20 protein-coding genes are annotated in these 25418 nt (G+C 44.0%); 14 read left to right on the plus strand and 6 right to left on the minus strand.

Annotated features, from left to right (window positions below; all coding sequences use genetic code 11):
- Positions 1–522: 522 nt before the first annotated feature.
- Positions 523–915, minus strand: coding sequence for a hypothetical protein (locus ACE1CM_RS26970; protein ID WP_374881936.1), 393 nt, complete (start codon positions 913–915; stop codon positions 523–525).
- 358 nt (positions 916–1273) lie between these two features.
- Here ACE1CM_RS26970 and ACE1CM_RS26975 point away from each other — a divergent pair, with 358 nt between their 5' ends.
- The 7 genes from ACE1CM_RS26975 to ACE1CM_RS27005 all read left to right on the plus strand — a co-directional run bounded on the left by ACE1CM_RS26975 (position 1274) and on the right by ACE1CM_RS27005 (position 7553).
- On the plus strand, positions 1274–2446 hold the full coding sequence (locus tag ACE1CM_RS26975) for a DUF262 domain-containing protein (RefSeq protein WP_374881937.1): 1173 nt from the start codon (positions 1274–1276) through the stop codon (positions 2444–2446).
- Positions 2447–2576: 130 nt separating this feature from the next.
- Entirely contained in the window at positions 2577–2900 is a 324-nt protein-coding gene (locus ACE1CM_RS26980) for a hypothetical protein (protein ID WP_374881938.1), read from the plus strand.
- 109 nt (positions 2901–3009) lie between these two features.
- Complete coding sequence (gene ilvA, locus ACE1CM_RS26985; protein WP_374881939.1) at positions 3010–4521, plus strand: threonine ammonia-lyase, biosynthetic; 1512 nt, start codon at positions 3010–3012, stop codon at positions 4519–4521.
- 78 nt (positions 4522–4599) lie between these two features.
- Positions 4600–4767: a hypothetical protein gene (locus ACE1CM_RS26990; protein WP_374881940.1), complete on the plus strand. Its 168-nt coding sequence runs from the start codon at positions 4600–4602 to the stop codon at positions 4765–4767.
- Between the two features lie 362 nt (positions 4768–5129).
- Positions 5130–5627, plus strand: a complete 498-nt coding sequence (locus ACE1CM_RS26995) for a DUF29 domain-containing protein (RefSeq protein ID WP_374881941.1) — start codon at positions 5130–5132, stop codon at positions 5625–5627.
- A gap of 480 nt (positions 5628–6107) precedes the next feature.
- Positions 6108–7133: a hypothetical protein gene (locus ACE1CM_RS27000; protein WP_374881942.1), complete on the plus strand. Its 1026-nt coding sequence runs from the start codon at positions 6108–6110 to the stop codon at positions 7131–7133.
- Between the two features lie 156 nt (positions 7134–7289).
- Positions 7290–7553 (plus strand): prevent-host-death protein, encoded by a 264-nt coding sequence (locus ACE1CM_RS27005; RefSeq protein ID WP_374881943.1) that lies wholly within the window; start codon positions 7290–7292, stop codon positions 7551–7553.
- 135 nt (positions 7554–7688) lie between these two features.
- On the opposite strand, the gene ACE1CM_RS27010 is transcribed toward ACE1CM_RS27005, so the two are convergent.
- Entirely contained in the window at positions 7689–8729 is a 1041-nt protein-coding gene (locus ACE1CM_RS27010; protein ID WP_374881944.1) for a J domain-containing protein, read from the minus strand.
- A gap of 99 nt (positions 8730–8828) precedes the next feature.
- Here ACE1CM_RS27010 and ACE1CM_RS27015 point away from each other — a divergent pair, with 99 nt between their 5' ends.
- A complete protein-coding gene (locus ACE1CM_RS27015) occupies positions 8829–10382 on the plus strand; it encodes a B12-binding domain-containing radical SAM protein (RefSeq protein WP_374881945.1) in 1554 nt (517 codons plus the stop codon).
- A gap of 352 nt (positions 10383–10734) precedes the next feature.
- Here the strand turns inward: ACE1CM_RS27015 and ACE1CM_RS27020 are convergent, their stop codons facing one another.
- A complete protein-coding gene (locus tag ACE1CM_RS27020; RefSeq protein WP_374881946.1) occupies positions 10735–11001 on the minus strand; it encodes a type II toxin-antitoxin system Phd/YefM family antitoxin in 267 nt (88 codons plus the stop codon).
- A 429-nt stretch (positions 11002–11430) separates the two neighbouring features.
- Here ACE1CM_RS27020 and ACE1CM_RS27025 point away from each other — a divergent pair, with 429 nt between their 5' ends.
- Positions 11431–13338 carry a GTPase family protein gene (locus ACE1CM_RS27025; protein WP_374881947.1) on the plus strand — a complete coding sequence of 636 codons (1908 nt, stop codon included), beginning with the start codon at positions 11431–11433 and terminating at the stop codon, positions 13336–13338.
- A gap of 140 nt (positions 13339–13478) precedes the next feature.
- Positions 13479–14336 carry a ribonuclease HI gene (gene rnhA, locus ACE1CM_RS27030; RefSeq protein ID WP_374881948.1) on the plus strand — a complete coding sequence of 286 codons (858 nt, stop codon included), beginning with the start codon at positions 13479–13481 and terminating at the stop codon, positions 14334–14336.
- 154 nt (positions 14337–14490) lie between these two features.
- On the opposite strand, the gene ACE1CM_RS27035 is transcribed toward rnhA, so the two are convergent.
- Complete coding sequence (locus ACE1CM_RS27035; RefSeq protein WP_374881949.1) at positions 14491–15951, minus strand: SGNH/GDSL hydrolase family protein; 1461 nt, start codon at positions 15949–15951, stop codon at positions 14491–14493.
- Between the two features lie 1142 nt (positions 15952–17093).
- Positions 17094–17990, minus strand: coding sequence for a LysR family transcriptional regulator (locus ACE1CM_RS27040; protein ID WP_374881950.1), 897 nt, complete (start codon positions 17988–17990; stop codon positions 17094–17096).
- Positions 17991–18145: 155 nt separating this feature from the next.
- Here ACE1CM_RS27040 and ACE1CM_RS27045 point away from each other — a divergent pair, with 155 nt between their 5' ends.
- From ACE1CM_RS27045 to ACE1CM_RS27060, 4 genes are all read left to right on the plus strand, one after another.
- On the plus strand, positions 18146–19540 hold the full coding sequence (locus ACE1CM_RS27045) for a hypothetical protein (RefSeq protein ID WP_374881951.1): 1395 nt from the start codon (positions 18146–18148) through the stop codon (positions 19538–19540).
- Between the two features lie 248 nt (positions 19541–19788).
- On the plus strand, positions 19789–20778 hold the full coding sequence (locus ACE1CM_RS27050; RefSeq protein WP_374881952.1) for a DMT family transporter: 990 nt from the start codon (positions 19789–19791) through the stop codon (positions 20776–20778).
- 103 nt (positions 20779–20881) lie between these two features.
- Positions 20882–20959: a transposase gene (locus tag ACE1CM_RS27055; protein WP_374881974.1), complete on the plus strand. Its 78-nt coding sequence runs from the start codon at positions 20882–20884 to the stop codon at positions 20957–20959.
- A 412-nt stretch (positions 20960–21371) separates the two neighbouring features.
- Positions 21372–22853, plus strand: a complete 1482-nt coding sequence (locus ACE1CM_RS27060) for a bifunctional metallophosphatase/5'-nucleotidase (RefSeq protein WP_374881953.1) — start codon at positions 21372–21374, stop codon at positions 22851–22853.
- Positions 22854–23304: 451 nt separating this feature from the next.
- On the opposite strand, the gene ACE1CM_RS27065 is transcribed toward ACE1CM_RS27060, so the two are convergent.
- A complete protein-coding gene (locus tag ACE1CM_RS27065; protein ID WP_374881954.1) occupies positions 23305–24897 on the minus strand; it encodes a hypothetical protein in 1593 nt (530 codons plus the stop codon).
- Positions 24898–25418: the final 521 nt, after the last annotated feature.

The raw sequence follows: 25418 nt of genomic DNA on the forward strand, positions 1-25418 counted from the left end.
CGACGCGGGGACGGCAGTCCCAAGGGTCTAAGACCCCGACTGAAATCGAAGATTTCAGTCGCCTGAATTCAGACGGGGTTTCAATCCCCGCCTGAATTCTTTCTCCGCGTCTCCCATTCTCCGCGTAAGAGCGTCCTTGAAGACGGCTGAAGCTGTCGTTATGACGGATGAAGCTGTCATTATGACGGCTGAAGCTGTCGTTATGACGGCTGAAGCTGTCGTTATGACGATTGAAACAACCCGCAGCTCAAGCCCTAGTCGCGAAGTGAGTCAGGTACAGCCTTAAGGCTTCGTTTGTGTAGCGGCACCCTTAAGGGTGCCCGCACACTGCTGTTGGTCCACCTCATACGACTGCAAACCGCTATATTTGTCAGAATCAGAACTTACGCAACTGGCACATTGAATTAGGTACGTTGTTGCGCTGTCTTCGCTAGCTGCTGGCGAAGACAGCGCAACAACGTACCTGAAAATTCCTTCAATATTATGACAGTTGCGTAAGTCCTAAGAATCAGATTTCCGCTCTTACTTCAAAACATTTTCAGCTGCCTCTTGGGCGTTTTCTTTCACGGCACGCGCAGTTTCTTCAGCGCCTGTGGTATAGAGCTTGCCAAACTGCTTAAATGCCTCGGCTGATTCGCGCGCAATATTATCAACTCGTTCGTTCAGGGGAACATCTTCACGAGCTTCTTCCAGCCATTCTCCGGTGGTTTTTGGTCTTTCGGATTTTTCATCAGCCTTTTGCATTTTTTCGAGGAATCTTGATGATTCTGTTCCTTGTCCACCAGAGAAAGTATTTGCTGAAACCGCGTTAACATTTGCTAAAAATAGCGTGCCAATGACGATTAAAACTGCCACTAAACGCTTTACATGAAGCTTTTTGACAAATGCGATCGCGCTAACAATTAAATTTTTCATCACCACAATCCTTTACTGTTTTTGAGTCACACAAATCTCACATTAACTAGAAAAATCTGCCGCATCATCTAGCCAAAGTAATATTTTATAGACACGGGCTGCATTGCCAGATCAAACCATTGATGGATTTTGTGCGCTTCGCGCGTTCGTGTAGTCGGTGATACCGGCATTTAGCCAGATGGCTGCAAAATAGGAATGTGCAAGGCGTTACGGTTTTTGGGGATGAGCGATCGCTGTTTCAGCGTGCAGCTAAAACTATATTGTGTAGCACAAGGGTAGCTTCCTAGATTTCGATTCTGAGGCTGATTAGGGAAATGCTACAATAATTAACAAGTTGTGACGATGGAAAATACAAAAAATGCCACTTGCACCAGTTGAAGAAAAAATGTGGGAGAGTTCGCCCGCAAAAACTCGGACTAAAATGTCTGATAGTGAGATAACCCAAAAGTACGAGTTAAGAGAGAATAGAATTCTTACCGAAATTAACCGTGAAAAGCTTCCGAGCTTTGTCGAGGCATTAAAGAAGCCTGGTTATATGAACGTGCGACCATTTTACCAAAGAAGGGCGCGTTGGAGTCCTAAGATGCAATCCCAACTAATCGAGTCATTTCTGATTAATATTCCCGTTCCTTCAATAATTTTATACGAAAAAGATTACAATTCTTATGAGGTTATGGATGGTCAGCAAAGAATTACTGCTATTCGGGATTTTTATGAAAATAAGCTTACATTAACAGGGCTTGAACTTTGGCCTGAATTAAATGGACGTACTTACGACAAACTTCCTATAAAAATTAGAGCAGGGATCGACCGTCGCTCGATATCATCTATAGTAATTATTGCAGAATCAACTTCCGATCCTGAAGAAGCTCTATTCCTCAAACAGAAAACCTTTGAGCGCCTTAACACTGGAGGAGTAGATTTAAGCCAGCAGGAAGTGCGAAACTGTTTGTATTATGGAAAGTTCAATGAACTATTGCTCAAATTAGCGCGCCATCCCATATTTGCTGAAGCTTGGGGGATTCCGAAAGACGATAACGACCCCGAATTACAGGAAAATACCCTTTATAAAAAAATGGAAGATGCTGAGTTAGTTCTGCGTTTCTACGCTCTCAGAAATGTCGATCATTTCCGCAAAGGAATGGAAGGATTTTTAGATTTATATATGATGAAGAGTTTGAATTTTACCGAGGAAGATATCAATTACTTGGAAGATATTTTTGTCAGAACAATCGAAATAGCTCACCTAATTTATGGAGAGCATTTATTCAAACCATTTGAGCCTGGTTCTCAAAATTGGTCTAAAAAATCTTATAAAGCATATTATGATGCTGTTATGGTTGGTTTTAGCAGGTATTTGCCTGAATCAGAAAAATTGATTGCTAAAAGAGATAGAGTCATTGAAGAGACAAAAAACCTCTTTAAAAAGCCGGAATCTAGTCTGCTTACAGGAGGCGGAAAAACCAAGGCAGAGATTCAGGAGCGAATCAGGATATTTGACGAAATGCTTTCGCAAGTTATCGGAGAGTAAATTGCGATGTTTGACGACCTTCTCAAGACAGTCAGCCTCAGAATTTCAACTGTCCGTGGGATGATAAAGACTAACGATAAACTTAGAAGAATCGTATTTCGAGACACTGTGCAAAGCTCTCGCTGAATTAGTGACCTACCACGTAATTTTACAACAGACTTCTATAGGGCAAGCAAGGGAGATTGGGAAAATTACAGAGTGGTTTAAGAGGTCAAAAGCAGCCGTAGCAAAAGTAAGCAATATTAATTTGAATGTAGGAGAAAGTCTTTTTTTGGTTTTAGTTAACGATGAACTGTCATACTGCTACTCAGCTAAAATTGAGAGTATTATGATGAATGACATTTCCCAAAATCAGGTAGAAATAGCCTCGGAAGCAGAAGTAGGATTAAAGTTTGATACTGATGCAAGAAAGGGATTGATTCTTTATAAGTGCAATCAAATAAAACAAAACTAACTCAAGTTATCAGTGCTTTGCTAGCGATCGCTCCCCCAACCTCACCAATAAGTACGCAAAGTGCCGTAAAATTATCCCACCATCTGCCATCTGCTCACCTGTTGACCCCATGCTTTGCGACTACCTAGTTTCCATCCTCACCGCCCGCGTCTACGATGTTGCTCAAGAAACAGCGCTAGAATACGCGCCAAATCTCTCCACGCGACTGAATAATAAACTGCTGCTGAAGCGCGAGGACATGCAATCTGTCTTTTCCTTCAAGCTGCGGGGTGCGTACAACAAAATGGCGCAATTGCCCCCAGATTTGCTCGCACAAGGTGTAATAGCTGCCTCGGCGGGAAATCATGCCCAAGGTGTCGCCCTGGGTGCGCGTCAGCTTGGCACGCGAGCAATTATTGTCATGCCTGTAACTACACCCCAAGTCAAGATTAATGCAGTCAAGGCACGCGGGGGAGAAGTAGTTTTGCACGGCGATACTTACGACGATGCTTATGCTTATGCGCGTCAATTGGAAGCAGAAAAAGGCTTGACATTTATTCACCCGTTTGATGACCCCGATGTGATTGCCGGACAGGGAACAATTGGTATGGAAATTCTGCGGCAATATCAGAAACCAATTCATGCAATTTTTGTCGCCATTGGCGGCGGCGGATTGATTTCTGGAATTGGAGCATATGTCAAAAGATTGCGTCCGGAAATTAAAATTATCGGCGTTGAACCTGTCGATGCCGATGCCATGTATCAATCGCTCAAAGCAGGTAAACGAGTGCGTTTATCTCAAGTTGGATTGTTTGCCGACGGCGTTGCAGTGCGCGAAGTTGGGGAAGAAACTTTCCGCTTGTGTCAGCAATATGTCGATGAAATTATTCGCGTTGATACTGACGATACTTGTGCGGCGATTAAAGATGTGTTTGAAGATACCCGCTCGATTGTGGAACCTGCGGGGGCGTTGGCTATTGCTGGGGCTAAAGCTTATGTAGAACGCGAGCAAATTGTAGGAGAAACATTAGTTGCCGTTGCTTGCGGTGCAAATATGAACTTCGACCGCTTGCGTTTTGTGGCAGAACGGGCAGAATTAGGGGAACGCCGCGAAGCGATTTATGCAGTTACGATTCCCGAAGAACCGGGCAGTTTGCGTCAGTTTTGCGATTGTTTGGGTAAACGCAACTTGACCGAATTTAGCTATCGCATTGCGGATGAAAAAGAGGCACATATTTTTATTGGCGTGCAAATTCAAAACCGCAACGATGCGACAAAATTAGCGCAAACTTTTGAAGATTGCGGGTTCAAAACTTTAGATTTAACCGATGATGAATTAACTAAATTACACTTGCGCCACATGGTGGGCGGGCGTTCTGCTCTTGCACATCACGAATTATTCTATCGGTTTGAATTTCCCGAACGTCCAGGTGCGTTGATGAAGTTTGTCGGTTCGATGAGTCCTAACTGGAATATTAGTGTATTTCACTATCGAAATAATGGGGCAGATTACGGGCGAATTGTGGTGGGGATACAAGTGCCACCAGACGAGATGCAACAGTGGCAGGCATTTTTAGATACGTTGGGTTATCAGTATTGGGATGAAAGTAATAATCCGGCGTATAAGCTATTTTTGGCGTAGAGATTTTGGAGTCTACAGCTTTGCCATACCGTATTGCTTTTTCGAGAAACAGCCTTTTAGCGGGAAGATAATTGAACTATGAAAACAGTTGAAATCAGCGAAATTGCCTCAATATTAGAGAATTATGGCAACAACGAGCAGCCTCTCATTCTAACTCGCAACGGTCAGCCTGTCGCTGCCTTGTTCTCTATTGAAGATGTCGATCTGGAAACTATAGCGGATTGCACTCGGATGAGGTACACCTGAGTTTGTCAAGCGCGCACCCTTAAGGGTGCGCGCTTGACAAACGAGCGCGATAACGCTTTCCCTCACGCGGCTGCAAGCCGCTGTATCAGCCTGGGTACGAACCCAAAATTTATCAACATCATTGAGCAATCTCGGAAAAGCCAAAAGGAAGAAGGCAGAATCTTTTTAGAAGATGTTTGATTGAGGCGATCGCATCTGCAAAATAGATGATGTTGCAGAATGCGATCTGCCGACCGCACGCTGAGCGCTGACGCCCATCCTACGCGATATGCCGACCGCACGCTGCGCCAACGCCTGCTTATCCCAAAATTATTAACCAAGGTTTTAGAATTAAGGAAATCACGCCAGGTTTTGACTTTTTTATGCAAACACCACAAACCGGAGAAACACCGGAAATCTTAATACAAAGTCTTTATGAGACTGACTTCTATGCCTGGACGCAGTCACAAGCAAAACTCCTCAAACATCAGCAATGGAGTTTACTCGATCTGCCTAATTTAATCGAGGAGATTGAGTCATTGGGAAAACAACAACGCGCCGAATTAAGAAATCGCTTAAAGGTTTTAATTGGACATCTGTTGAAATGGGAATATCAAGCCGAACGACGCAGCCGTAGCTGGTTGATGACAATTCGCGTTCAGCGTCGCGATACTCAAGAATTGCTGGATGAAAATCCCAGTCTTAAGCCCTATCTTCAGGAAACATTGCAAAAGATATATGAGGGTGGTAGAGATTTGGCAACAGGAGAAACAAACCTGCCGCGAAAAACCTTTCCAGAGAATTGCCCTTATACGTTAGAAGAAATTTTGAATGATAGCTTTTATCCTGGTGAACCTGCAACAGATGATGTGATGGAGTAACTTTGTCCCGATTAAAGAAGGAAACCACGCCTAGTATCGGCGGGGAATTATATGATGTCCGCCTAATTACCCTGAATAAAAATCTCCCCGCGTCACCGTGTCACCGTATCTGGGCGTCATATCGTTGACCTTTGCATCGGAATTACTCCGCGCCGGGGCTTTTCTTGCAAGCGAGCAATTAGCAATTAGCAATTAGCAAGAAAGCTAATCATTCCGATGCAACCGGATTTGATATCATTCCTAAATAGATGGGTGAAGAACCGGACATGATATTAGCCTTCTTGAGAGGAATGGATATTTATGAACGCGCTCAAAAAAATATTGCCGATTTTATTGATGATTTTCGCTGCTGTTTTTGTGACTACAGTTAGTCTTGTGTTCGGACAATCCGCCAATATAAATATTTCTTTATAACCGATTGAAGTTAGAGATGGTGCAGGGTTATACAAAAAACAATTAGCGAATGGAAATGAAGCTTATTTGCAAGTTATTGATGTGGGAAAGATGCAAATAGACCAACTAATTGGAGAAGTGGATAAAATGGGTATTAGTCAGGGAGCTTATTACCAGGGAGAAAATCAATATTATAGCCCTTTTTTTAAAATGAAGTTGTTTTATGAAGTAGCAGCAGAATACAAAAAGCTTTACAATTCAGATGTTTTTTCGGCAATCAACTGTTCTTTTTTTGAACAATATCAACCCAGTACCCAGCTATCTTTTCCTGTTAAAATTAACGGTCAAGTTGTGACTGGGGGAAATAGTCCCTACGGCCCTATTAAGCAACCAAAAGACGAATTTTATCAAAATGTGCGGCTGAAAACTTTAGTATGGAACGAAAAAGAAGTATATATTACCGATTACAACCCAGAAACAGGGAAGCCGTTGAGCGATAATCAAGTGCAAAATGCAATCGTTACTTACCTGTACAGCGACCATCCAGCTAAAGTATTAGCTAACAATCCCATAAATAGATATCACCTCATGGGCACGCTGAATAAAGATGGTAATGATGGCGATGAATCCCTGGCAATTTTAACAGTTAATCGAGCCACATTGGATGAAGCTGCTAATTTATTGCGCTCCCTAGGAGTGCAAGGAGATATCATTACAATTGACGGCGGAACTTCAACATATATATTCAATTTTAAATTAGGGGATATCATGTTGCCTCAATCGAGTGGTTCTATCTCTGCCGAGTTGCCGCATTATTTAGGATTTAGAAACAGAAAGACAAAGCCAGCTTCACCGCACATCCAGGTTAGCCAGCCAACGGGTAAGATACAAGTGGAACAAAATAAGCCTTATCTGATTTTGTGGAGAGACAATCTTGAGGGTGATGTCAAGATTGAGTTGTATGAAGGGAATAAGCTGATTCAAACTATTAGCGATCGCACGGCTAGCGATGGGGTTTATGAGTGGACGCCTGAGATTCCTGTAAAACCAGGATATTTGATGCGGATTTCTAGTGTTGAAAACTCGCAAGTATTTGGGGTGTTGCAGTTGTAATCTAACTTGCCAAATTCCAGATAGACGACATTGGAAAATGCTCGCTACAGGTGCAACTGTTAAAGAGATTGGAGAGTGGCTTAAACGATGAGCAAATTGCCGAGGCGCTAGAGGTACCTTTGGAGGTAGTGAAGCAGGTGGAATTTGAGGTTAGTGATGGAACAGATTCAACTTAGTGAAGTTCAAAAAGATTTGTTGCAATTCTTGCAAATTGCTCAGGAAGAAGACATTATCCTGATGTATGAGGGTAAGCCTGTGGGATATTTGGTCGGATTTGCTGATGAAGATGATTGGATTGATTACTTGATGCTTCACGATCCTAAGTTTCAGGAAAGATTACGCCGTTCGGTTCAAGATGCGCGCGAGGGACGAACGATCGCTTTTGAAAATGGAAAGTTGGTTTCAGATACCGAGAATTAGGAAATTACCACGGTGGTGTAGAGTTCGCGCCGAAGTTAGAGGTGTTCATTGTAGCGATCTACAGAATTTCTCAACTTTTTTGGGATGCGATCGCCGACTCCAGAAACCCGGTTTTTGCGAAAAACCGGGTTTCTCTTAAAAGAACTCCTGGAAATCTCCAAACATTTCATCATATAAATCTTCTAGGGATTCTTGCTGCCTCCGATTCAACACTTCTGGCCCATTAAGAAATTCTTGTATCGAGATTTTTTGCTCGTGAAAATCTCTGACAAAGTCGCGAATCTGCGAAACAATGTGTATTTGATTTCCCAGGTCTTCTAATATCTGTTCTATTGGCTCAATTCCTTGTTTCTTGACTCTTTTACAATCTGAAACCATTGCCCCTTCAGGGGTCTTTTTCACCAGGCGCAGTTCCCGTTTTAAGTTCTCATATTGTTGTTTTAGTATTTGATTTTGTTGTTCGATGCGGTTACATTTTCCCGTCACCTCATCTTCACTATTGTTATCAATTGATTCTCCGGCTTGATGTTGCTGTTCTATTTCTAACAGTCGCGCTAAATCTCCTTCTTGATATGCTTTATTAATTTCTTTCATTATTTCCGTATGGCGCATCTGCGTTTCGGTATCTGTCACCATGTCCGGGTGAAAGATTTCTGCTAATCGCAAAAATGTCTGGCGAATCTTTCTCGATTCATCACTTCTGGTAGCAGAACCATTTTCTAACTCCCGTTGTGCTTGTTGTTGCTGGCGATGTTCGTGTGGTGGAACGGAATCATCGCCTTCAAAAAGTTCGTCTAGTTCTGTATCTTCCGGTTCCTCATCCAATTTGGGACTAATAACTCCGGCATACTGAAGATTCTTGTAAAGCTTTTCTACCTTTTTGCGATTTTTTTTGCTTAATTTGCTATCGTTCAGAATATCTTTGAATAATGCATGAATTTCTTGGTCGAGTTCGCTCATTTTGCGGAAACTGGGGGTGGCGCGATGAAAGATTTCTGTTGCCAGCGAGCGCATCTGTTCCACAAAGTTATTCAACTCGGTTCGTTTCCGCTTAATCTTTTTAAGTAAGCTTTGGTGTTCTTTTTCTAAAGCTGCTAGGCGGATATGCAGATCCGACAGCGCCAGGGATGTAGTTGGCGACGTGGCGGAGGATTGAGACGTGGCTTTTTTAGGCATGGCGGAGGTGAGGTTAAATTACTGAATCGGATTCTGTAACGCAAAACGGTTACAATCTAGTCCAATACCCGTGAAAATTTCGCTCAGGAGTATCAAACCGTGCGAGCCTTACTAATATATCCCGTTTTTCCACCAACTTTTTGGTCTTATAACAAAATTCTAGAATTAGTCGATCGCCAAGTCTTGTTACCGCCTTTAGGATTAATCACAGTGGCGGCTATTTTACCGCAAACTTGGGAATTTAAACTGGTAGACCGCAATATTTGCCCTGTAAGCGAAGCAGAGTGGGAATGGGCAGATATTGTCATTCTCTCAGCCATGATCGTCCAAAAACAAGATTTACTTGAGCAAATTCGGGAGGCAAAACAACGGCATAAATTAGTTGCTGTTGGCGGCCCATATCCCACTTCTGTTCCTGAAGAAATTCAAGGTGCAGAAGCAGATTTTCTCATCTTAGATGAAGGAGAAATTACCCTACCGATGTTTGTTGAAGCATTAGAAAAAGGAGAAAAAAGCGGGATATTTCGCACTAATCAAAAACCGGATGTGACTGAAACGCCGATTCCTCGTTACGATTTATTGCAATTGGATGCTTATGACTCAATGTCCGTTCAATTCTCGCGGGGGTGTCCGTTTCAATGTGAATTTTGTGACATTATTGTTCTCTATGGTCGCAAACCTCGAACTAAAACTCCTGCCCAGCTTCTTAAAGAATTAGACTACCTTTACCAATTAGGATGGCGGCGGGGTATTTTTATGGTAGATGACAATTTTATCGGCAATAAGCGCAATGTTAAATTGTTGTTGAAAGACTTAAAATATTGGCAAGCAGAACACTTATATCCTTTCCGTTTTAATACCGAAGCTTCTGTGGATTTGGCAGATGATTCAGAGTTAATGGAATTGATGGTTGCTTGTAATTTTGATGCGGTATTCTTGGGAATAGAAACTCCCGACGAAGAGAGTTTAGAACTGACAAAAAAGTTTCAAAATACTCGCAGTTCTTTAAGGGAAACAGTCGATAAAATTATTCGCGCTGGTTTGCGCCCAATGGCAGGATTTATTATTGGCTTTGATGGGGAGAAAAAAGAAGCTAGCTCGCGCATTATTCGCTTTGTGGAACAAGCTGCAATTCCTACGGCAATGTTTGGAATGCTGCAAGCTTTACCGAATACTGCCCTCTGGCATCGTTTAGAAAAAGAGGGAAGATTGCGAATCAATGGGAAACAAGATATTAATCAAAGTACTTTAATGAACTTTGTCCCGACTCGTCCCATTGCAGATATTGCCCAGGAATACATCGAGGCATTTTGGACATTATATGAACCGCATAATTTCCTCGATCGAACTTATCGCTGTTTTCTCAAATTGGGCGCACCTCAATGCAAAACTCCCTTTAAATTACCAAGCTGGATCGATTTGCGTGCTTTAAGCATTATCATTTGGCGACAAGGCTTTAAACGCAACACCCGATGGAAATTCTGGCATCACTTGTTGGGAATTTTGTGGCATAATCCGGGGGTATGGGAACATTATCTAACCGTTTGCGCTCACAACGAACATTTTCTGGAATATCGTCAAATTGTGCGGGATGAAATCGAAAAACAATTGGCGGAATTTCAACGTCAGGAGGTTTTAGTTAGATCTGTATAGAAAATTAAAGTAGAGACGTTATATCAAATCCGTTTGCATCTGAATTAGTAATCTCTCTTCTCTTCCTCTGCGTCCTCTGCGCCTCTGCGGTTTATTCCAGGACTTAGGCAAAGCAACCCGGTTTCTACGAAAAATGGTTGGTTTCGGAACCAAAGATCAACGAAGAAACCGGGTTTCTGGCTTCGTTATGCGTAAGTCGTGTATTCATTCAGGCACAAACTGAAACGATATTACATGTAAAGTAGAGACGTTACATGTAACGTCTCTACTAACGGATATGATATTAGGCAGCAACTTTATATATTATTGCTGGTGGCGGTGTTGACACTTCGTTAACGCACCCTACTAATAACTACAGTGATTGGGAATCATACTTTGCCCTCATCTGCTCCATGCTAATGCCTTTACCTTCTTTCAAACTCTTGCGCGCCTGAGCTATTCTTTCCACAAAACCTGGATTGCGTAATAGCAATTCTTCCCATAAATCTTCCGGGTCTTCCAAACCGATTAAAATGCCAACAGGCTTTCCTTCTTGAGTAATTATTACATACTCTTGCTCTGCCATTTGTAGATAACCTGCTAGGTCGTTTTTTATCTGATCAATTGGAACTTGTCTCATTCTCCACCTTCTTTTTCTTTAACTGCTAAGACTTCTACCGTTCCAGCATCGATAGCGTAAATCACGTCATAGAATACGCGCAAGTTGTCAACTCTTAGCCTATATTGAGGCTACTGCAATCCTTGAAGTCGCTTGATGCGGCTTTTACTTGTCTTCTCTGGTTCGTATTTCAAGTGTGTCTCGATAGTATCAAAGACTTTAGCGCGATCGCTTGCTTTAAGTAATGCAATTCAGGTGCAAATATAATTTCGGATCTCACACTGCTGAGCGCCAAAAGTAAGGTGCAAATATTTTACCTTACCTTTTCATAATACCCCGATCTTAGTGCGTGGGGCGATTGCGAAGCGTGCCTGAGATAGATCGCGCACCCATAAAAGCAGCATTAGATCGACAATAGCAGTATAAGAAATCTCATCCAGGTATCCGGCAATGGTGCGTTTAAAACTCTGGCAATGGTTCGTCTTAGCACTCCCAATCGCAACTATCATCGGTTTTTTGCTCGTCGCAGCGGGAAGGCAAATCCACGAATGGGGTATTAATTGGATTTGGGGCGTTTTCACCCTTGTATTCGTCGGTTGGCGGTGGTTGTTGGTACGATGGACTCAACCCGCCGTAGCTCAGATAGAAGCGGTAATGGCGGAGGTTAATCAAGAACTGGAATCGACTACAAAAGATACTATACTGCCCAGGGGAACCGATGCCACAACTCAAGCAGAAGCTGCATTGCAACAAATCCTAATCGCAGCACAAAACGATCGCCCGATTTGGGAAGATTGGCAAACTTTTTGGCAGCGATGCACCGAACTCGTCAGCGCCATCGCCAAAATCTACCATCCAGAAGTAAAATATCCCCTGCTCAACATCTACGTCCCCCAAGCTTACGGGTTAATTCGCGGTACCGTAGATGACATGGATCGGTGGATGCAACAATTATCCCCCGCACTCAATCAAGTTACCGTTGCACAAGCGTTCCAAGCATATGAAATCTACCGCAAATTAGAACCATCGGCGCGTAAATTTATGCGCGCCTGGAATTTTGCACAGTGGTTATTAAATCCTGTCGCGGCAGTAGCACAACGCGCTTCTATGCGTTTCAGTAACCAAGCAAATCAACAATTAATTGTCAATTTGAGTCAACTGTTGCGGGAAGCAGCTTTGCGGAACTTGTGGCGTCAAGCGATCGCTCTCTACGGCGGTACTAACCTACCCGCTACCTTCTCCTCCCTCACACCCACCCTACCCAAAGCTCAAACTCAAACGCTACAAGACATCCTCGCCTCTGCCCAACCCGCCGAAGCGGTTGTGCAAAAACCCGTTAATATTCTCCTAGTAGGCCGCACCGGCGCCGGAAAAAGCAGCTTGATTAACACGCTATTTCAGTCAGAACTTGCCGAAGTTGATGTATTACCTAGCACAACTATTATTCAGTGCTATCACTGGGAAAACTCAACTGGTGAAACGCTAACGCTTTGGGATACACCAGGATACGAACAAGTCAAGCGTGAAGACTTGCGGGAATTGGTGCTGGATTATACAAAAAACGCCGATTTACTCCTGCTGGTTAATCCTGCCCTCGATCCGGCGCTGCAAATGGATGTAGACTTTCTCAAAGATATCAAGGCAGAAGTAGCAGATTTACCCGCGATCGCAGTCGTGACGCAAGTAGATAAGCTGCGTCCTTACCGCGAATGGCAGCCCCCCTATGATTGGGAATGGGGCGAGAAGCCAAAAGAAATATCGATTCGCGAAGCAACTGAATATCGCGCCCAACTACTAGGTGATTATTGTGACAATGTTTTGCCTGTAGTAACGGAGGATAGCAAAACGGGTAGAACAGCGTGGAATGCGGATGAGTTATCCTTGGCATTGATTGAAGCGATCGCCCCCGCCGTACAGTTGAGATTGGCTCGCTTTTTGCGCGACTTAGAAACACGTAGCATCGCAGCGGCTAAAATTATCGATCGCTACAGTTTCCAGATGGCAACGACCCAAGGATTAACAGCACTGCTGAAAAGTCCCGTACTTCAGTTTATCTCCACCATCTCCACCGGATCGCCCAGCTTGGCTTATGTGCTGGCCCAGAAAATACCAGTCGAACAATTGCCAGTTGTCATTGGTAAACTTCAGATGGCTTATGAACTGTTCTCCCTATTGAATACAGATAATCGGTCGATTAATTTTGACTTGCTGGCGCTGTGGCCTTTATTGCTCGATAATTCTACCTCACCAGAACGGGAAGCCAAGGCATTGGGTTATGCTCTGGTAGAATATTGGACTGGAAATCTAACAGTTGAACAACTGCGGCAGCGGTTTGAGTATTATCTCAAGGTACAGTAGACTGCTCCAAAAACTTTTGTGGGGTGGGCATCCTGCCTGCCCTCGACTCTATGGGTGCAGTTCGTTAAAAAAATCTACATATTCTTTAGCTGAGCAGCGAGTAAATCTAAAATCTAAAATCTAAAATCCAAAATCCTTTGATGTTATTCCCGCGTACAATTTCTTCCCTTTACACCGATGGCGCTTGTACCGGCAACCCAGGCCCTGGTGGCTGGGGCGTCGTGGTATACTTTGCCGATGGCTCGGTGTACGAGATGGGTGGATCCGAAGCCGAAACAACCAATAACCGGATGGAAATGCTGGCAGCGATCGCTGCCTTAAAACTCCTAGCTACCACCGGACAAACCCAACCTGTCACCCTTTATACCGATAGCGAATATCTCAAAAAAGGCATCACCCAATGGGTGAAAGGTTGGAAAAAGAAAAACTGGAAAACCTCCACAGGAAACCCAGTCCTCAACCAAGACCTGTGGGAAACCTTGGATCAACTCAATTCGAGTCAAGTAAACTGGGAACATGTCCGGGGTCATGCTGGCAACGAGGGGAACGAAAGATGCGATGCGATCGCCCGCGCCTTCGCCCAGGGAAAAACCCCTTCACTCCAACAGTCACCAATCTCTGACTTGTTGGCAACAGAAACAGCACAACCCCCAGATCATCGCAAAACGATACAATCCAGTGGAGTACCCTCTAACCTGCCCAACTCGGATTTGGCTATGAACGACTCAACCAGTCTCTCACCCGCAGAAACCGCTGGGCAAATATCCGGCGAGGTAAGAGTTTCCCAACTCCGCAATCTTGTTGAAACCCTCCGCATCGCCGATGAAATATCTCATAAAGGCTATCTAATCACCAGTTCCGAACTAGCCGACTTAATGGATATCCACACCAGCGCCGTCACCAGTCGCGGCGACAACTGGGTGTGGCGCAACTGGGTAGTATCCCGCGTGCGACGCGAAGGTAACCAAATTCTCTGGCAATTAGAACGAGTGGATTAACTTAATAGCTCATGGCTAATAGCTAATAGCTAATGGTAGGCCAGTCAAATATTCCCATGAGCAATTAGCCATTACCTATTAGCAATTAGCTAATGGCTCATAGTAGGCCAGTCAAATATTCCCATGAGCAATTAGCCATTAGCTATTACCAATTTTACCCACTAATCACTTTAATTAAATTGGGCAATAAAGTGCGATTTTGCATAAAATTGAGCATCTCCCGCAGATTTTGCAAGTTCTCAGGTGGTTTCAAAAGCAAGGTATCGGCGCTAATAATTTCTTGCCAATTTAACGGTTTTGGCTTTGCGGGCAATACCTGCTCCATCACTTGAAGAAACTCATGGGCGACGATACCGTAACCCGTCGTAGTGGGATGGATCCCATCGAGGCTGAAAATTCCACCCCGATATTTCTCCTCTGGATTAGTTTGATCGGCATATAACCTCAGATAGCGCGTATCCAGGATCGGTTTGCCATCAGATGTAAATCTCTCTTTCGTAGCAGGATGGGATTTAAGCGCCGCCACTAATTCTTTAGGAAACTCGTAAGTTGTATGCCGCTTCTGACGACGGTAAGCTAGTCGATCGAGGCGATTGCATATATCTACTAAGTGCCAGCCGCGTTTATTTGCCTCTAGTTTAATTGCTTCATTGTACTCGTTAATTGCAGCATCGATAGTACGAGCTTGATCGCGAGTCAAATGAGGGTATTTATCGGGTGCGTTAGCAAAATCCTCATCCCAAATCCAGAAGTGGGTGTAATATTCGTAATACCCATCCTCGCTGAGTTTTTGCTCCTCAGTAGCACCCGGAGTAATGCCGCGACTTACCGGCGGAATGGTGACGTGGGGAATAGTAGCGATGAAGACATTTTTGGCACCGATCGCATCAATTTTATCTGCAATCTGCCACAGCAGGGTTCTAAAATGCGAAGGTAACCACAGATTACAACTACGCTGATGGGCAAGAAGATCCAAATCCGCCGCCTCAGACCACTTAATCTTTAAATTTGTCACCGTACTCAAACAGTTATTTGACCCCAACCAGAAGATCAAATTTTCAATTCCACCCTGGGTTTTAGCAATTTCTGCTGCTGCACTCAACTGGGATAAATTTTCGTACTGTGCATCAAAACTGGGATTCAAAGTCCGCCTCGCCGTGCGGTACATCGCGAATTCAGGGATTTGATTGACTGTATGATCTTTTGGTATCGGAATAAATCGACGACAAGTCGCTTCAGTCAGCGTATCGCAGTTCCCCAACGCAAAACCCCAAACCGCCAGGTTATGATGCACTGGTCCAGTTTGCGTTGCTTGGGTTCCCTCGCCCCTTTCCCAGTAATCTTCTACCCGATCTAGAAACCCTTGCGTTGCCAGAAAAGCCGAAATTGAATCAGAAACGCCTATTTTTTCGCCGAATTTTACCGCCAGCATCTGAAACAGTGTTTCCAAGTTAACAGGTAAACCACCTTCCCCTGCAAAGTCGGGAACTTTAAAGTCGGTTTCCCCCAGACACCTTGCAATCATCGCTGGATAAGAAAGATGTGTCTGGGAAATACTCCCATTTAGGAACCCTTGAGTCAGACTATCTCCAATCGCAACAAGTTTGGCGGGCATGGTGCTGAATCCTTTTTTACAGTACTAAAGCATCTGTTATCGGGATTTACGTATTTTCGCCTTTCACAAGCCAAACCCGTATGAGTGGTGTGACCCTGCTTTTTGAACCAAACCCGATTCAAATCGAGACTCAGCCACTAAGATATTAAAATATTTGAGCGTAAAACCAGCTTTGTGACAACTATTGTGTATATTTGCTTTCGGATATGTCAAAGTTTCTTCTAACGATATCCCTTGACAAAATTTGTCAGAGATTACACAATAATATTGCAGAATTAATTGTTCATTCGACCCTAATGTACTAAAAGTTAAATTGAAATCTTGAAAGCCATACTAGAAAAGGATTTTATATTTTCAATCTGCTTTTGAGAGGAGACCTATGAGCCAAGAAATGTAAAGCAATTGCAACAATAGGGAGTTACCCATATGGTATGTTTGACCGATTGGGAATTTTCTACCGATTTAAACGCTCGTGCTTCTGAACAAATTTCTTGAGGTGCAGCCAATCCAGCGAATAATGGTAATGCTTCAAATGCTGCCGGACAGGCAACAGCCGCAGAAAATGCTCAAGCAGTAGTGGATAAGCAGATCGCTCGATTTGGACTAAATCAAATAGACAATGGAGTGAAAGCTGGGTTCAGCGCACCCACTAATAGTAATCACTTCTTCCAAGAAGAAGGTGTCATCGGCAATCAATAAAATCTCAGAAACTAACAAATTTTTTATTGGATAATCAAATACCCAATTATCCAACAACATAGCAGTTCCTAGGGTGCGTTAACGCAGTGTAACGCAGGATTAATTGTGTCAGAACTGACGCAAAGTAGTTCGTAGGGTGCGTTAACGAAGTGTAACGCACCATAAATTGTGTCAGAACAGACGCAAAGTAGTTCTGAGGGTGCGTTAACGAAGTGTAACTCACCATTAATTGTGGAGTAAAATTATTAGTTGTTTTTAGAGTCTCGCCTCGGTGCGTTACACTGCCGAAGAGAGTACCCTACCCGTTACTAGGGGAAATATTTCAGAAATAAAAATATTAGAAATAGGACTTAAGCAAGGGCGTTCCTATCACCAAAGTTTCTGCGTAGATCTTTGGTTGCCAAACCGACGATTTTTCAGAGAAACTTTGGTGTTTGCGTAAGTCATGAGAAAATTCTCTTAGACTCAAATATAATTTTGAGGAATTTATCTAAAGATTTGTATGGTGTTTCTTTCCTCCACACTGCCGTTGATCGGGCGTAATATATTGGATGGTGCAGCGGCATAAACACAACTTTGGGATGAGGCAGTGCTTCTGCCTCCCTGGGCATGACTGCTACCCCTTGCCCTGCTGCAACGAGAGCAATAATTGAGGCATGACTATCGGCAAATAGGTGCAGATTTGGCCTAAAGCCAGCTTTGTGGCAAGTATCGCGGATCCGATCGTTCCGCCCTGGAAAAGTTTCTTCCGACATGCCGATAAATTTTTCAGCAGCAAGTTCCATCAGGTTAATCGAGGGCTGATTTGCCAATCGATGCCTATCTGGTAACAAAGCATCAATAGGCACTTGCTTGACGCATTTAACTGTAAACTCTTCTTCTAACTCATCGGGTGGATTGCCCATAAAAGCAATGTCAATCGCGCCATCTCGCAATGCGAGAACTTGCTCGCTAGGCGGCATCTCCTGGAAACGAATGGGAACTTGAGGATAGGCAAGACTAAATTTATGTAGGGTTTCACCCAGAAAACTCTGGAGGATTGTTGGGATATAGCCAATAACTAAAGGCTCATCTGTATTGATGGAATAAGCCTTGATAGTTTGCACAGCAACATTACTTCGCTGCAAAATATCTTTTGCTTGTTCCAGAAAAATTTTTCCCGCTTCTGTAAGTTTTAATCCATCCGACTTTCGCAGAAACAGCACAACGCTCAGTTCATCTTCCAGTCGTTTAATTTGACGGCTTAACGCAGGTTGTGAAATATACAGCCTTCCAGCAGCACGGCTGAAGCTGAGTTCTTCTGCAACAGTCACAAAATATTTAAGATGCCGCAATTCCATAATTGCATTGGGTATGCCTAAAAGTTATAGCAGCTATAATTATAAAGCATTGTAATTTATAAATGTTTCATCTTAGCATAAATTTTGGAGGTTTGGAGTTCGGGTAATTAGATTCAGTCTGTTTGTACTCACTTAAGCGAAATCGCGTTGATTTAATGAATACAACCAATCAAACTGTCGCTCAATCAGTAACCCCTAGCAATTGGCGGTTACGTCCAGGTTATTTAAGCGAAGGTGATTCTGATTTTGAATCTGTCCATGTTTTGATCGGTCAATTTCTTGCCGATCGCCACTCGCCCGATCCTTTACCAGACGCATCGCTGCTAACAGAAAACGCCAAATTTGAATGGGGATGCGGCAAACCCCTGGAAAAGGTGATTAACTCGCGTACCGATCTAGAATTTCTGATGCAGCATCCCGCGTTATTTCGCAATGCGATCGCCATAATTGAACCCTGGGAACACGTTGGCAAAAATCCATTAGGAGAAAATGTCCGGGCATCGCTTAATGTTGCTTTCATCGCTCAAAAAATTGCCGATTGCGATTCAATTTTGTTTCCCGTTTGGTCTTCTGGACTGCTCGATACTGACGTGGTGGTGCCGTTAATTACGTCGGGGTTAGCTGTGGTGGTTGAAGGCGGCGATCCGTCAGTACGGGATGCTGCTACTTTTGAAGGTGGCAAATGTTCGCTCAAGGATCTCCATTGTCTGGTTGAAAAGCTGCTGATTTCACGCTCTTCGACGAGTGCCTTAGCACTGTTTATTTGTTTGGGACATCAACTGGCGGCACAGGGACACATCAATCTGATTAAGCGCGCGGTTCAGCAAGTGCTGAGTTTAGAGGCACTACCGAGAGACCGCGATGGTAAAATGTTGAAGGCACTGAAGCGCGTTTGTCAAGAAATTGAAAAACTTGGCAGTTCCCTCAAAATTACGAAGCGAAATGGTCATGTTATTGCTGAAGGTTGGGATCACCCAGAATTTGCCGTCGGACCGAACGAACACAAGGAAGTCGGCGATCGCCAGTTGCACCACTACCAATCCCCTGATGGTGAGGCGAAAGGCATTCCCCAGGAGCTAATTATGGCTCACGAAATCACCGCTGACCAATACGAAGGCGTGATTGACACCGCGATCGAATATGAGCGGGAAGTCAACATTGCCATGTTTCACTCGGATGAGGTCAACGAAGCAGCGATCTTATTTGCCAACTGGGCATACCGCTTGCTGCACGATGCCATCATTCCCTATCGGTCGATTTTAGCGGGTAGTCAGCTGGCATGGTTACTGAAACTGCCGGACGCGATCGAGATTTTGTGTTCTACTGCGATTGAGGATGAAATTGTCACCGAATGTTCCGCAACTTGCATTATCTACAAAGATTTTGAAAGCAAACAGATTCGGCGATCTTTCACTTGTCAGTTTCACCCAGAGCTATTGTCCGATTTGCGAACAGTGGGAATGTCTGAACCGCCCACATATACGCGGTTGAAGACCGATGATGGCGCAAGGCTGTTTGCCCGACTCTTATACCAAGGGATGCAAGAATGAGGCTGCAACAGAAATCAGCTGTTCCACATTTAAATTGCATATTGGGGCGGGCAGGGATGCCTACCCCACAAGCAATACAGTAATTTAGCTTACAGCCCCAACCCTTGATATGATGTCCGCCTAATTACCCTGAATAAAAATCTCGACCCGTCAGGAGTGTCACCGTTCTCCCAAGTCATTCCTAACTATGGGTGAAGAACCGGAAATGATATGAGTGAGGCAAGTGTGGCTTCAAAGGGAAAATAAACATGACAATTGAGCTGAAAGCATCACCGCAAAAGATAGAACAAACACCATCGGCGATCGCCCAGGGACTCCCTTGGAGTATTGGTCTATTTTCGTTATTTCTGGCAGTCTTTGCCCTATCGTTTGCCGCAATCTTTATTAAATTAAGTGAACGCGAACTCGGCCCGGTTGCCACGATATTCAATCGCTTCTGGGTAGCCACTATCATCTTAGGATTGCTGAATTTCTTCAAGACTTTGAGCAACCTACAGTCTGATGACTTGTCGTTAGAACAGAAGCGTTACACAACTGGCGATCTAATCTTGTTGCTGGCAATGAGTTGTTTTTTCTCTGGCACTCTAGTCACTTGGGCTTGGTCTTTAACTCAGACGAGTGTCGCCAACTCTAATCTTTTGCATAACTTGACTCCGCTTTTTACGACTCTGATGGGATGGCTGTTTTTAAATCAATGCTTTGGGGGCAGATTCCTCCTTGGCATGGTAATTGCCATCAGCGGAGCTATCTTAATTGGACTCGGCGATTTGCATTTAACGACAGATAACTTCACAGGTGACTCGCTTGCCATGCTATCTGCTTTCTTCTCTGCCGCTAACCTGTTGACTGTAGAAAAACTGCGAACAAAATTTTCCGCAACGACCCTACTCTTCTGGTGTTCCTTCTTTGGGGCATTGTTGACCTTCCCCATCGTTCTGCTTAGCGAAAATGTACTTTTTCCCTATTCCCTGGCTGGGTGGTTGACCGTAATTTCTCAAGCTTTGGTCTGCCAAGTATTTGGTCAAAGTCTTCAGGCTGATAACCTCAAAAGATTTTCATCAGGGTTCGTTGCCCTGTTCTTGCTGCTCGATCCGGTGATTACTGCTATACTTGCCTGGATCATCTTTTCTGAACAGTTAAGTCCTGTGAACTTGTTAGGTTTTTCGGTAGTTTTGGCAGGCATATACCTGGCAAAGTCCAGTCAAGCAGCCTACAAAGCCACTCCTTTGAATCCTTAAGGCAGAAACTTACTATAAAAAGAGCGGAGGAACAATTAAACGATGGTTCAGTGAAATAGTTGGAGATTTTGAACAAAGAACAACCAACGGAATATTTGAATGAATTAATAATAAATTAAAACTGTTAAAGCGCTGTGGATTTGGTTTGAGAAATTTCAATAATTTTCAAATCCGGGCTTGACTTTTTTGGCATTATCCTATCAATTTAGCACAATAAGTACGCAAGAACCCTGACTTAAACCAATCATATCATCTCCCTTCGCTTTGGTTGTGTATAGGAAGGGCGGGTTTTACCAGAAATATTTGCAGGCTACCCAAGTAATACAGGAATTACGCAAGGGCGTTGCCAGAAACCCGGTTTCTTCGTTGCTCTTGAGTTTCCTCTACCAACGATTTTTCGGCTCGCCCTTAGTTTCTTTACGTGAGTCCTGTTTAAGCAATCCTATCATTTCCCTTAGCAGAAACAAAGGTGAAGAGTTGCTCTTTCGCCAAGGATTTTTCCTATCACCTTAGTTTCTTTGCCCTGGCTGATGCTACAGATGCAACCGGACATGATATCATTACTAAATAATTGTATTCAGAGGTAAAAGACTATGACTCTCACAGAGCGGTTTAAACGTTTCACGATCTTACATTCCAATGATATGCATGGAGACTTTCTGGCAGAAGCTACGGGTTCCGCAGAAGGTCATGTGATTGGTGGCATGTCCCTGCTTTCTGGATATATCAATAAGGTGCGCCAGACCGAGAAAAACGTGCTGTTTGTGATTTCTGGTGATATGCTCCAAGGTTCGACGATTGATTCGGAATACCAAGGACTTTCAACCATAGAAATTATGAATTACCTGGCTCCTGATGTCGTGACCTTGGGGAACCACGAATTAGATTATGGTTTGCCTCACTTGTTATTCCTGGAAAAGCTGGCAAATTTCCCCATCGTCAATGCCAATTTATACGTTAAAAAGTATAACCGACGCTTGATGCAGCCCTATCTGATCCTCAATGTCGATGGATTCGATATTATGTTCATCGGCATTGTGACGGAAGAAGCTCTTAAGACATTAAAACGTGACAGGAGTATTGGCACTTTTATCAATCTAGAAGATGCTGCCGCAGAAGTTGGCAAGATTTGCAACGCCTACAAAAACGATGACATTGACTTAACCATTATTCTGACACACATCGGTTTTGAAGAGGATAAAAAACTGGCAGCAATGCTAGACCCGGCGTGGGGTGTGGATATGATCATCGGCGGACACTCCCATACATTTTTAGAACAACCGGCGGAAGTTAACAATATTCTGATTGCACAAGCTGGAGTAGGGACAGACCAGATCGGGCGTTTCGATATTGTAGTCGATGACGATACGAACAGCATTGTTGAATGGAAGTGGCAACTGCTTCCGGTCGATAATAATCTGGCAGATCCCGATCCCGAAATCGAAAAGCTGATTGCTTCGTTCAAAGAAGAGGTAGACCGCAAATATAATCGACTGATGGGACGATTATCACGGAAACTGACTCATCCTAAGCGCGAACAAGAAACTGAATTGGGGAACTTAATTGCTGATATCTTTGCTCAACTCGATAATTTAGATGTAGTTTTTGTTGCCAGTGGAGCAATCCGAGGCAAAGAATTAGGACCTCCAGTCACCTTGAGCGATCTGAGAACTGTTTTCCCTTACAAAAATTCTCTTTATAAATTTCGAGTGACTGGGGTACAGCTAACCCAGATATTTGCCCATATCATGAGACCGGAAAACCGCATACAGGGTCAAAGTCAGTATATGCAGGTCAACCAAGGGATTAAGGCAGTTTACAATGATGCCGAAAAAAGGGTGGAATCCTTAAGCATTAAGGGACAAGCTGTACAAGAAGAGCAACACTACACCATCTGTATCGATGACTATCGTTACCAAAATTCAGCTGATAATTTAGGCATAACTAATGAAGAATTAACAAAATTAGGCGACCCAAAAGTAATCGCAACCAATCCTCAAGATGTCCTGGAAGAATACTTGACCCATCATCAAAATCTTAACAGTCATATCGAAGGACGATTAGTCTACAAGTAGAGACGAAATCAACCGTTAGATTGCAGGTTTTGCCTGTATATCCACATCCGGGGCTTTCCTCTTCGTGTCTTTAGACCGAAGAGGAAAGGCGGCACGAGTAGTTTTAACTACCGTGCCAAGATCGTTCGTCGCCGGTGAAACCTGAATCGGAATACTCATGAACTTGAATAACTCCTCTGAATGCAGATAATTCTATGGGAACTATTAACGCAAGTTGCTAGTTATAAACTTTGGCGTTGCAAGCTTGCTAATGGCTAATTGCTAATATAGGATTTTTACTGACATTAGCCATTAGCCATTAGCCATTAGCTGCTATGGATGAGATAACTAGCAACTTGAGTTATTAGTTCCCACAGATTAAGGAACAAAACAATGTCTGTGTTCCAGAAAGTTTTAACCAACTACCCTTGGCATTGGTACCGCCACGGTAGATAGCCGTCTGTACTGAGATTTAGTTCCCCCCAGTGTAATCCTTGCTCAGTCGCCAATAGTGATGGAAAGTTGGTTTTCCCCAGGTGCGGTTGGTAATTACAGCGATGCCGTTTTGACAATTATTGCCAATCAGACCGAGGGCATATTCGGGGTATGACTTCGGTTGGATGCCGTAAGTGTCGGGATCGCCGCTGACTGGCACCAATACCCAGAACTGCAACTCAGTTTGGCTGCGCCGTTGCAACCTTGGATATCCGTCATTCCCAGGTTTGGCTGGTGCTTGGAGATACAAATTCTCCTTGTAGGCGAAATCTTTCTCGTAGGTTCGGATCAGGTAAGTGCCATCAGTCTGCTTGACCAGAACCCACAGGTGTCCTTGGTATCCTGCTGTAGTATTAGGAGGATCAAGGGTCCAGAGATGGACATGATCGTTGACATCGACATTGTAACCTGGAGCTTGTAAATAAGTACCAGTCACTTGGTGAATGAACATCCAGGTACCGGAAACATCTTCTGGGCGTGCGACCATATCGTCCTCCTCGGGTTCAATTGGTGGTAGTTCTGGAACAGAACTTGGTACTGTGATTTTGACGGTTTTGCCGCCAACGATTTCGCCGTCAACTACGACGTCTAGGGACCCGTTGAAGACCTGAACCTGGGTGGTGGCTTCCACGGTGCCAATCCAGGAAACGTTAAAGCTAATTTCGTGGTTTTGGTCTCTGCTGAGTGGACCATATCCGGCGGTAGGTGCGATTGCAACTACAAAAGGTGCGGTGGCGCCCTTGGCTACCAGACTGACGTTGCCAATCGTGGTAATCTGTGCAGATAATTCCGTGGTGATGGTATCGATAATCGTATCCACACTCACACCTTGGACCAGCTTGCAACCTGTCGCGTTGGCGATTCTTGTCCCTTGTCCGGGTGTGCCTCCTGGTTCGCCGCATTTAGATTTAAACGCGCTGGAGGAGTTTCTGGGTTCGTCGTCGAGTCCTGCTGGGGCGCGATAGTTGGTGTTCATGCTTAGTGCCAACACCTTAATCTTCTCGGCGACTAGCTTGGCGGTGACCGATGCCTCGGTGATGTCGTAGGAGAGGTTGGAAATTGCCTTGCAGACTGAGTCGTGTCCGGCGGCGTCGCCAAACCAAACAATAATCCGCTTAGAATCTGCACGCCAACCGATCTTGCCACCTGGTGGTTCGGCTACTTGATCGAGTCCATAGAATTGGGCTTCTGGAGTGTCCTGACCGGGAGAGGTCGTCCAGGAATCGATCGCGGCTTTGACTTGGGCGATATTGGCACTCAGGCTACATTGGTGCTTGAATGCGTAGGGATGTTCGTCGGCAACCGGCGCCGGAAAGTCTTTGTAGTCCCCTACCCCGAACCAGACATCAGACCCTAGCGCCTGGATTCTGGTCATCACATCCACGATGCCACTCTTAACGGCGGCGATCGCCGTCCTCATGCTGCCTGTCGTGTCGGCGAGAAAATAGACATCCACTTTGGGGACTACCCCAGATTTCGGGATAGTCACTTTCACCACTTCGGCGAACGTCTGATCTTTTGACAGGGTCAGATCGTTCGTTGACGGTGAAACCTGTATCGGAATGCTCATTAACTTGAATAACTCCTTTGATCAAAAAGTTTGGCCTTCAAAAGGCACAATTCCCAAAGGTGCGATCTGATTAGACTCCTTGCTTTTATTCGGTAACTTTTCACAAGAAATAAGCAACAGAAGCTCCTCAAACCTTTGCCTTGGCAAGAGGTCTATTGATGAGCTTGTTAAACTCTGCGGTTGATTATATCCCTGTCGGTGTATTTCTATTTTCACTCGCGCAACAAAATTTTACATCAATTGATATTGATAGAGTTATGAGTTATAAACAAGCGCGTTGCCAGCTGGCTAATTGCTAATTGCTAATATAGGATTTTTACTGACATTAGCCATTAGCCATTAGCTCTTATGCATGAGATAACTAGCAACTTGAGTTATTAGCTATTCAGCATTTTTCCAGCTAGAGTTTGGATATTGTCTACGGTACAAGCAACTCTTTTAGAGTAGGGGAAAGTACAACAGTTATTTGATAAACAACTATTAGCGACTTATGATGTTTTTGATGAAAATCGCTATTTTGA

The organism is Microseira sp. BLCC-F43 (assembly GCF_041929235.1).
Taxonomy (GTDB): domain Bacteria; phylum Cyanobacteriota; class Cyanobacteriia; order Cyanobacteriales; family Aerosakkonemataceae; genus Microseira.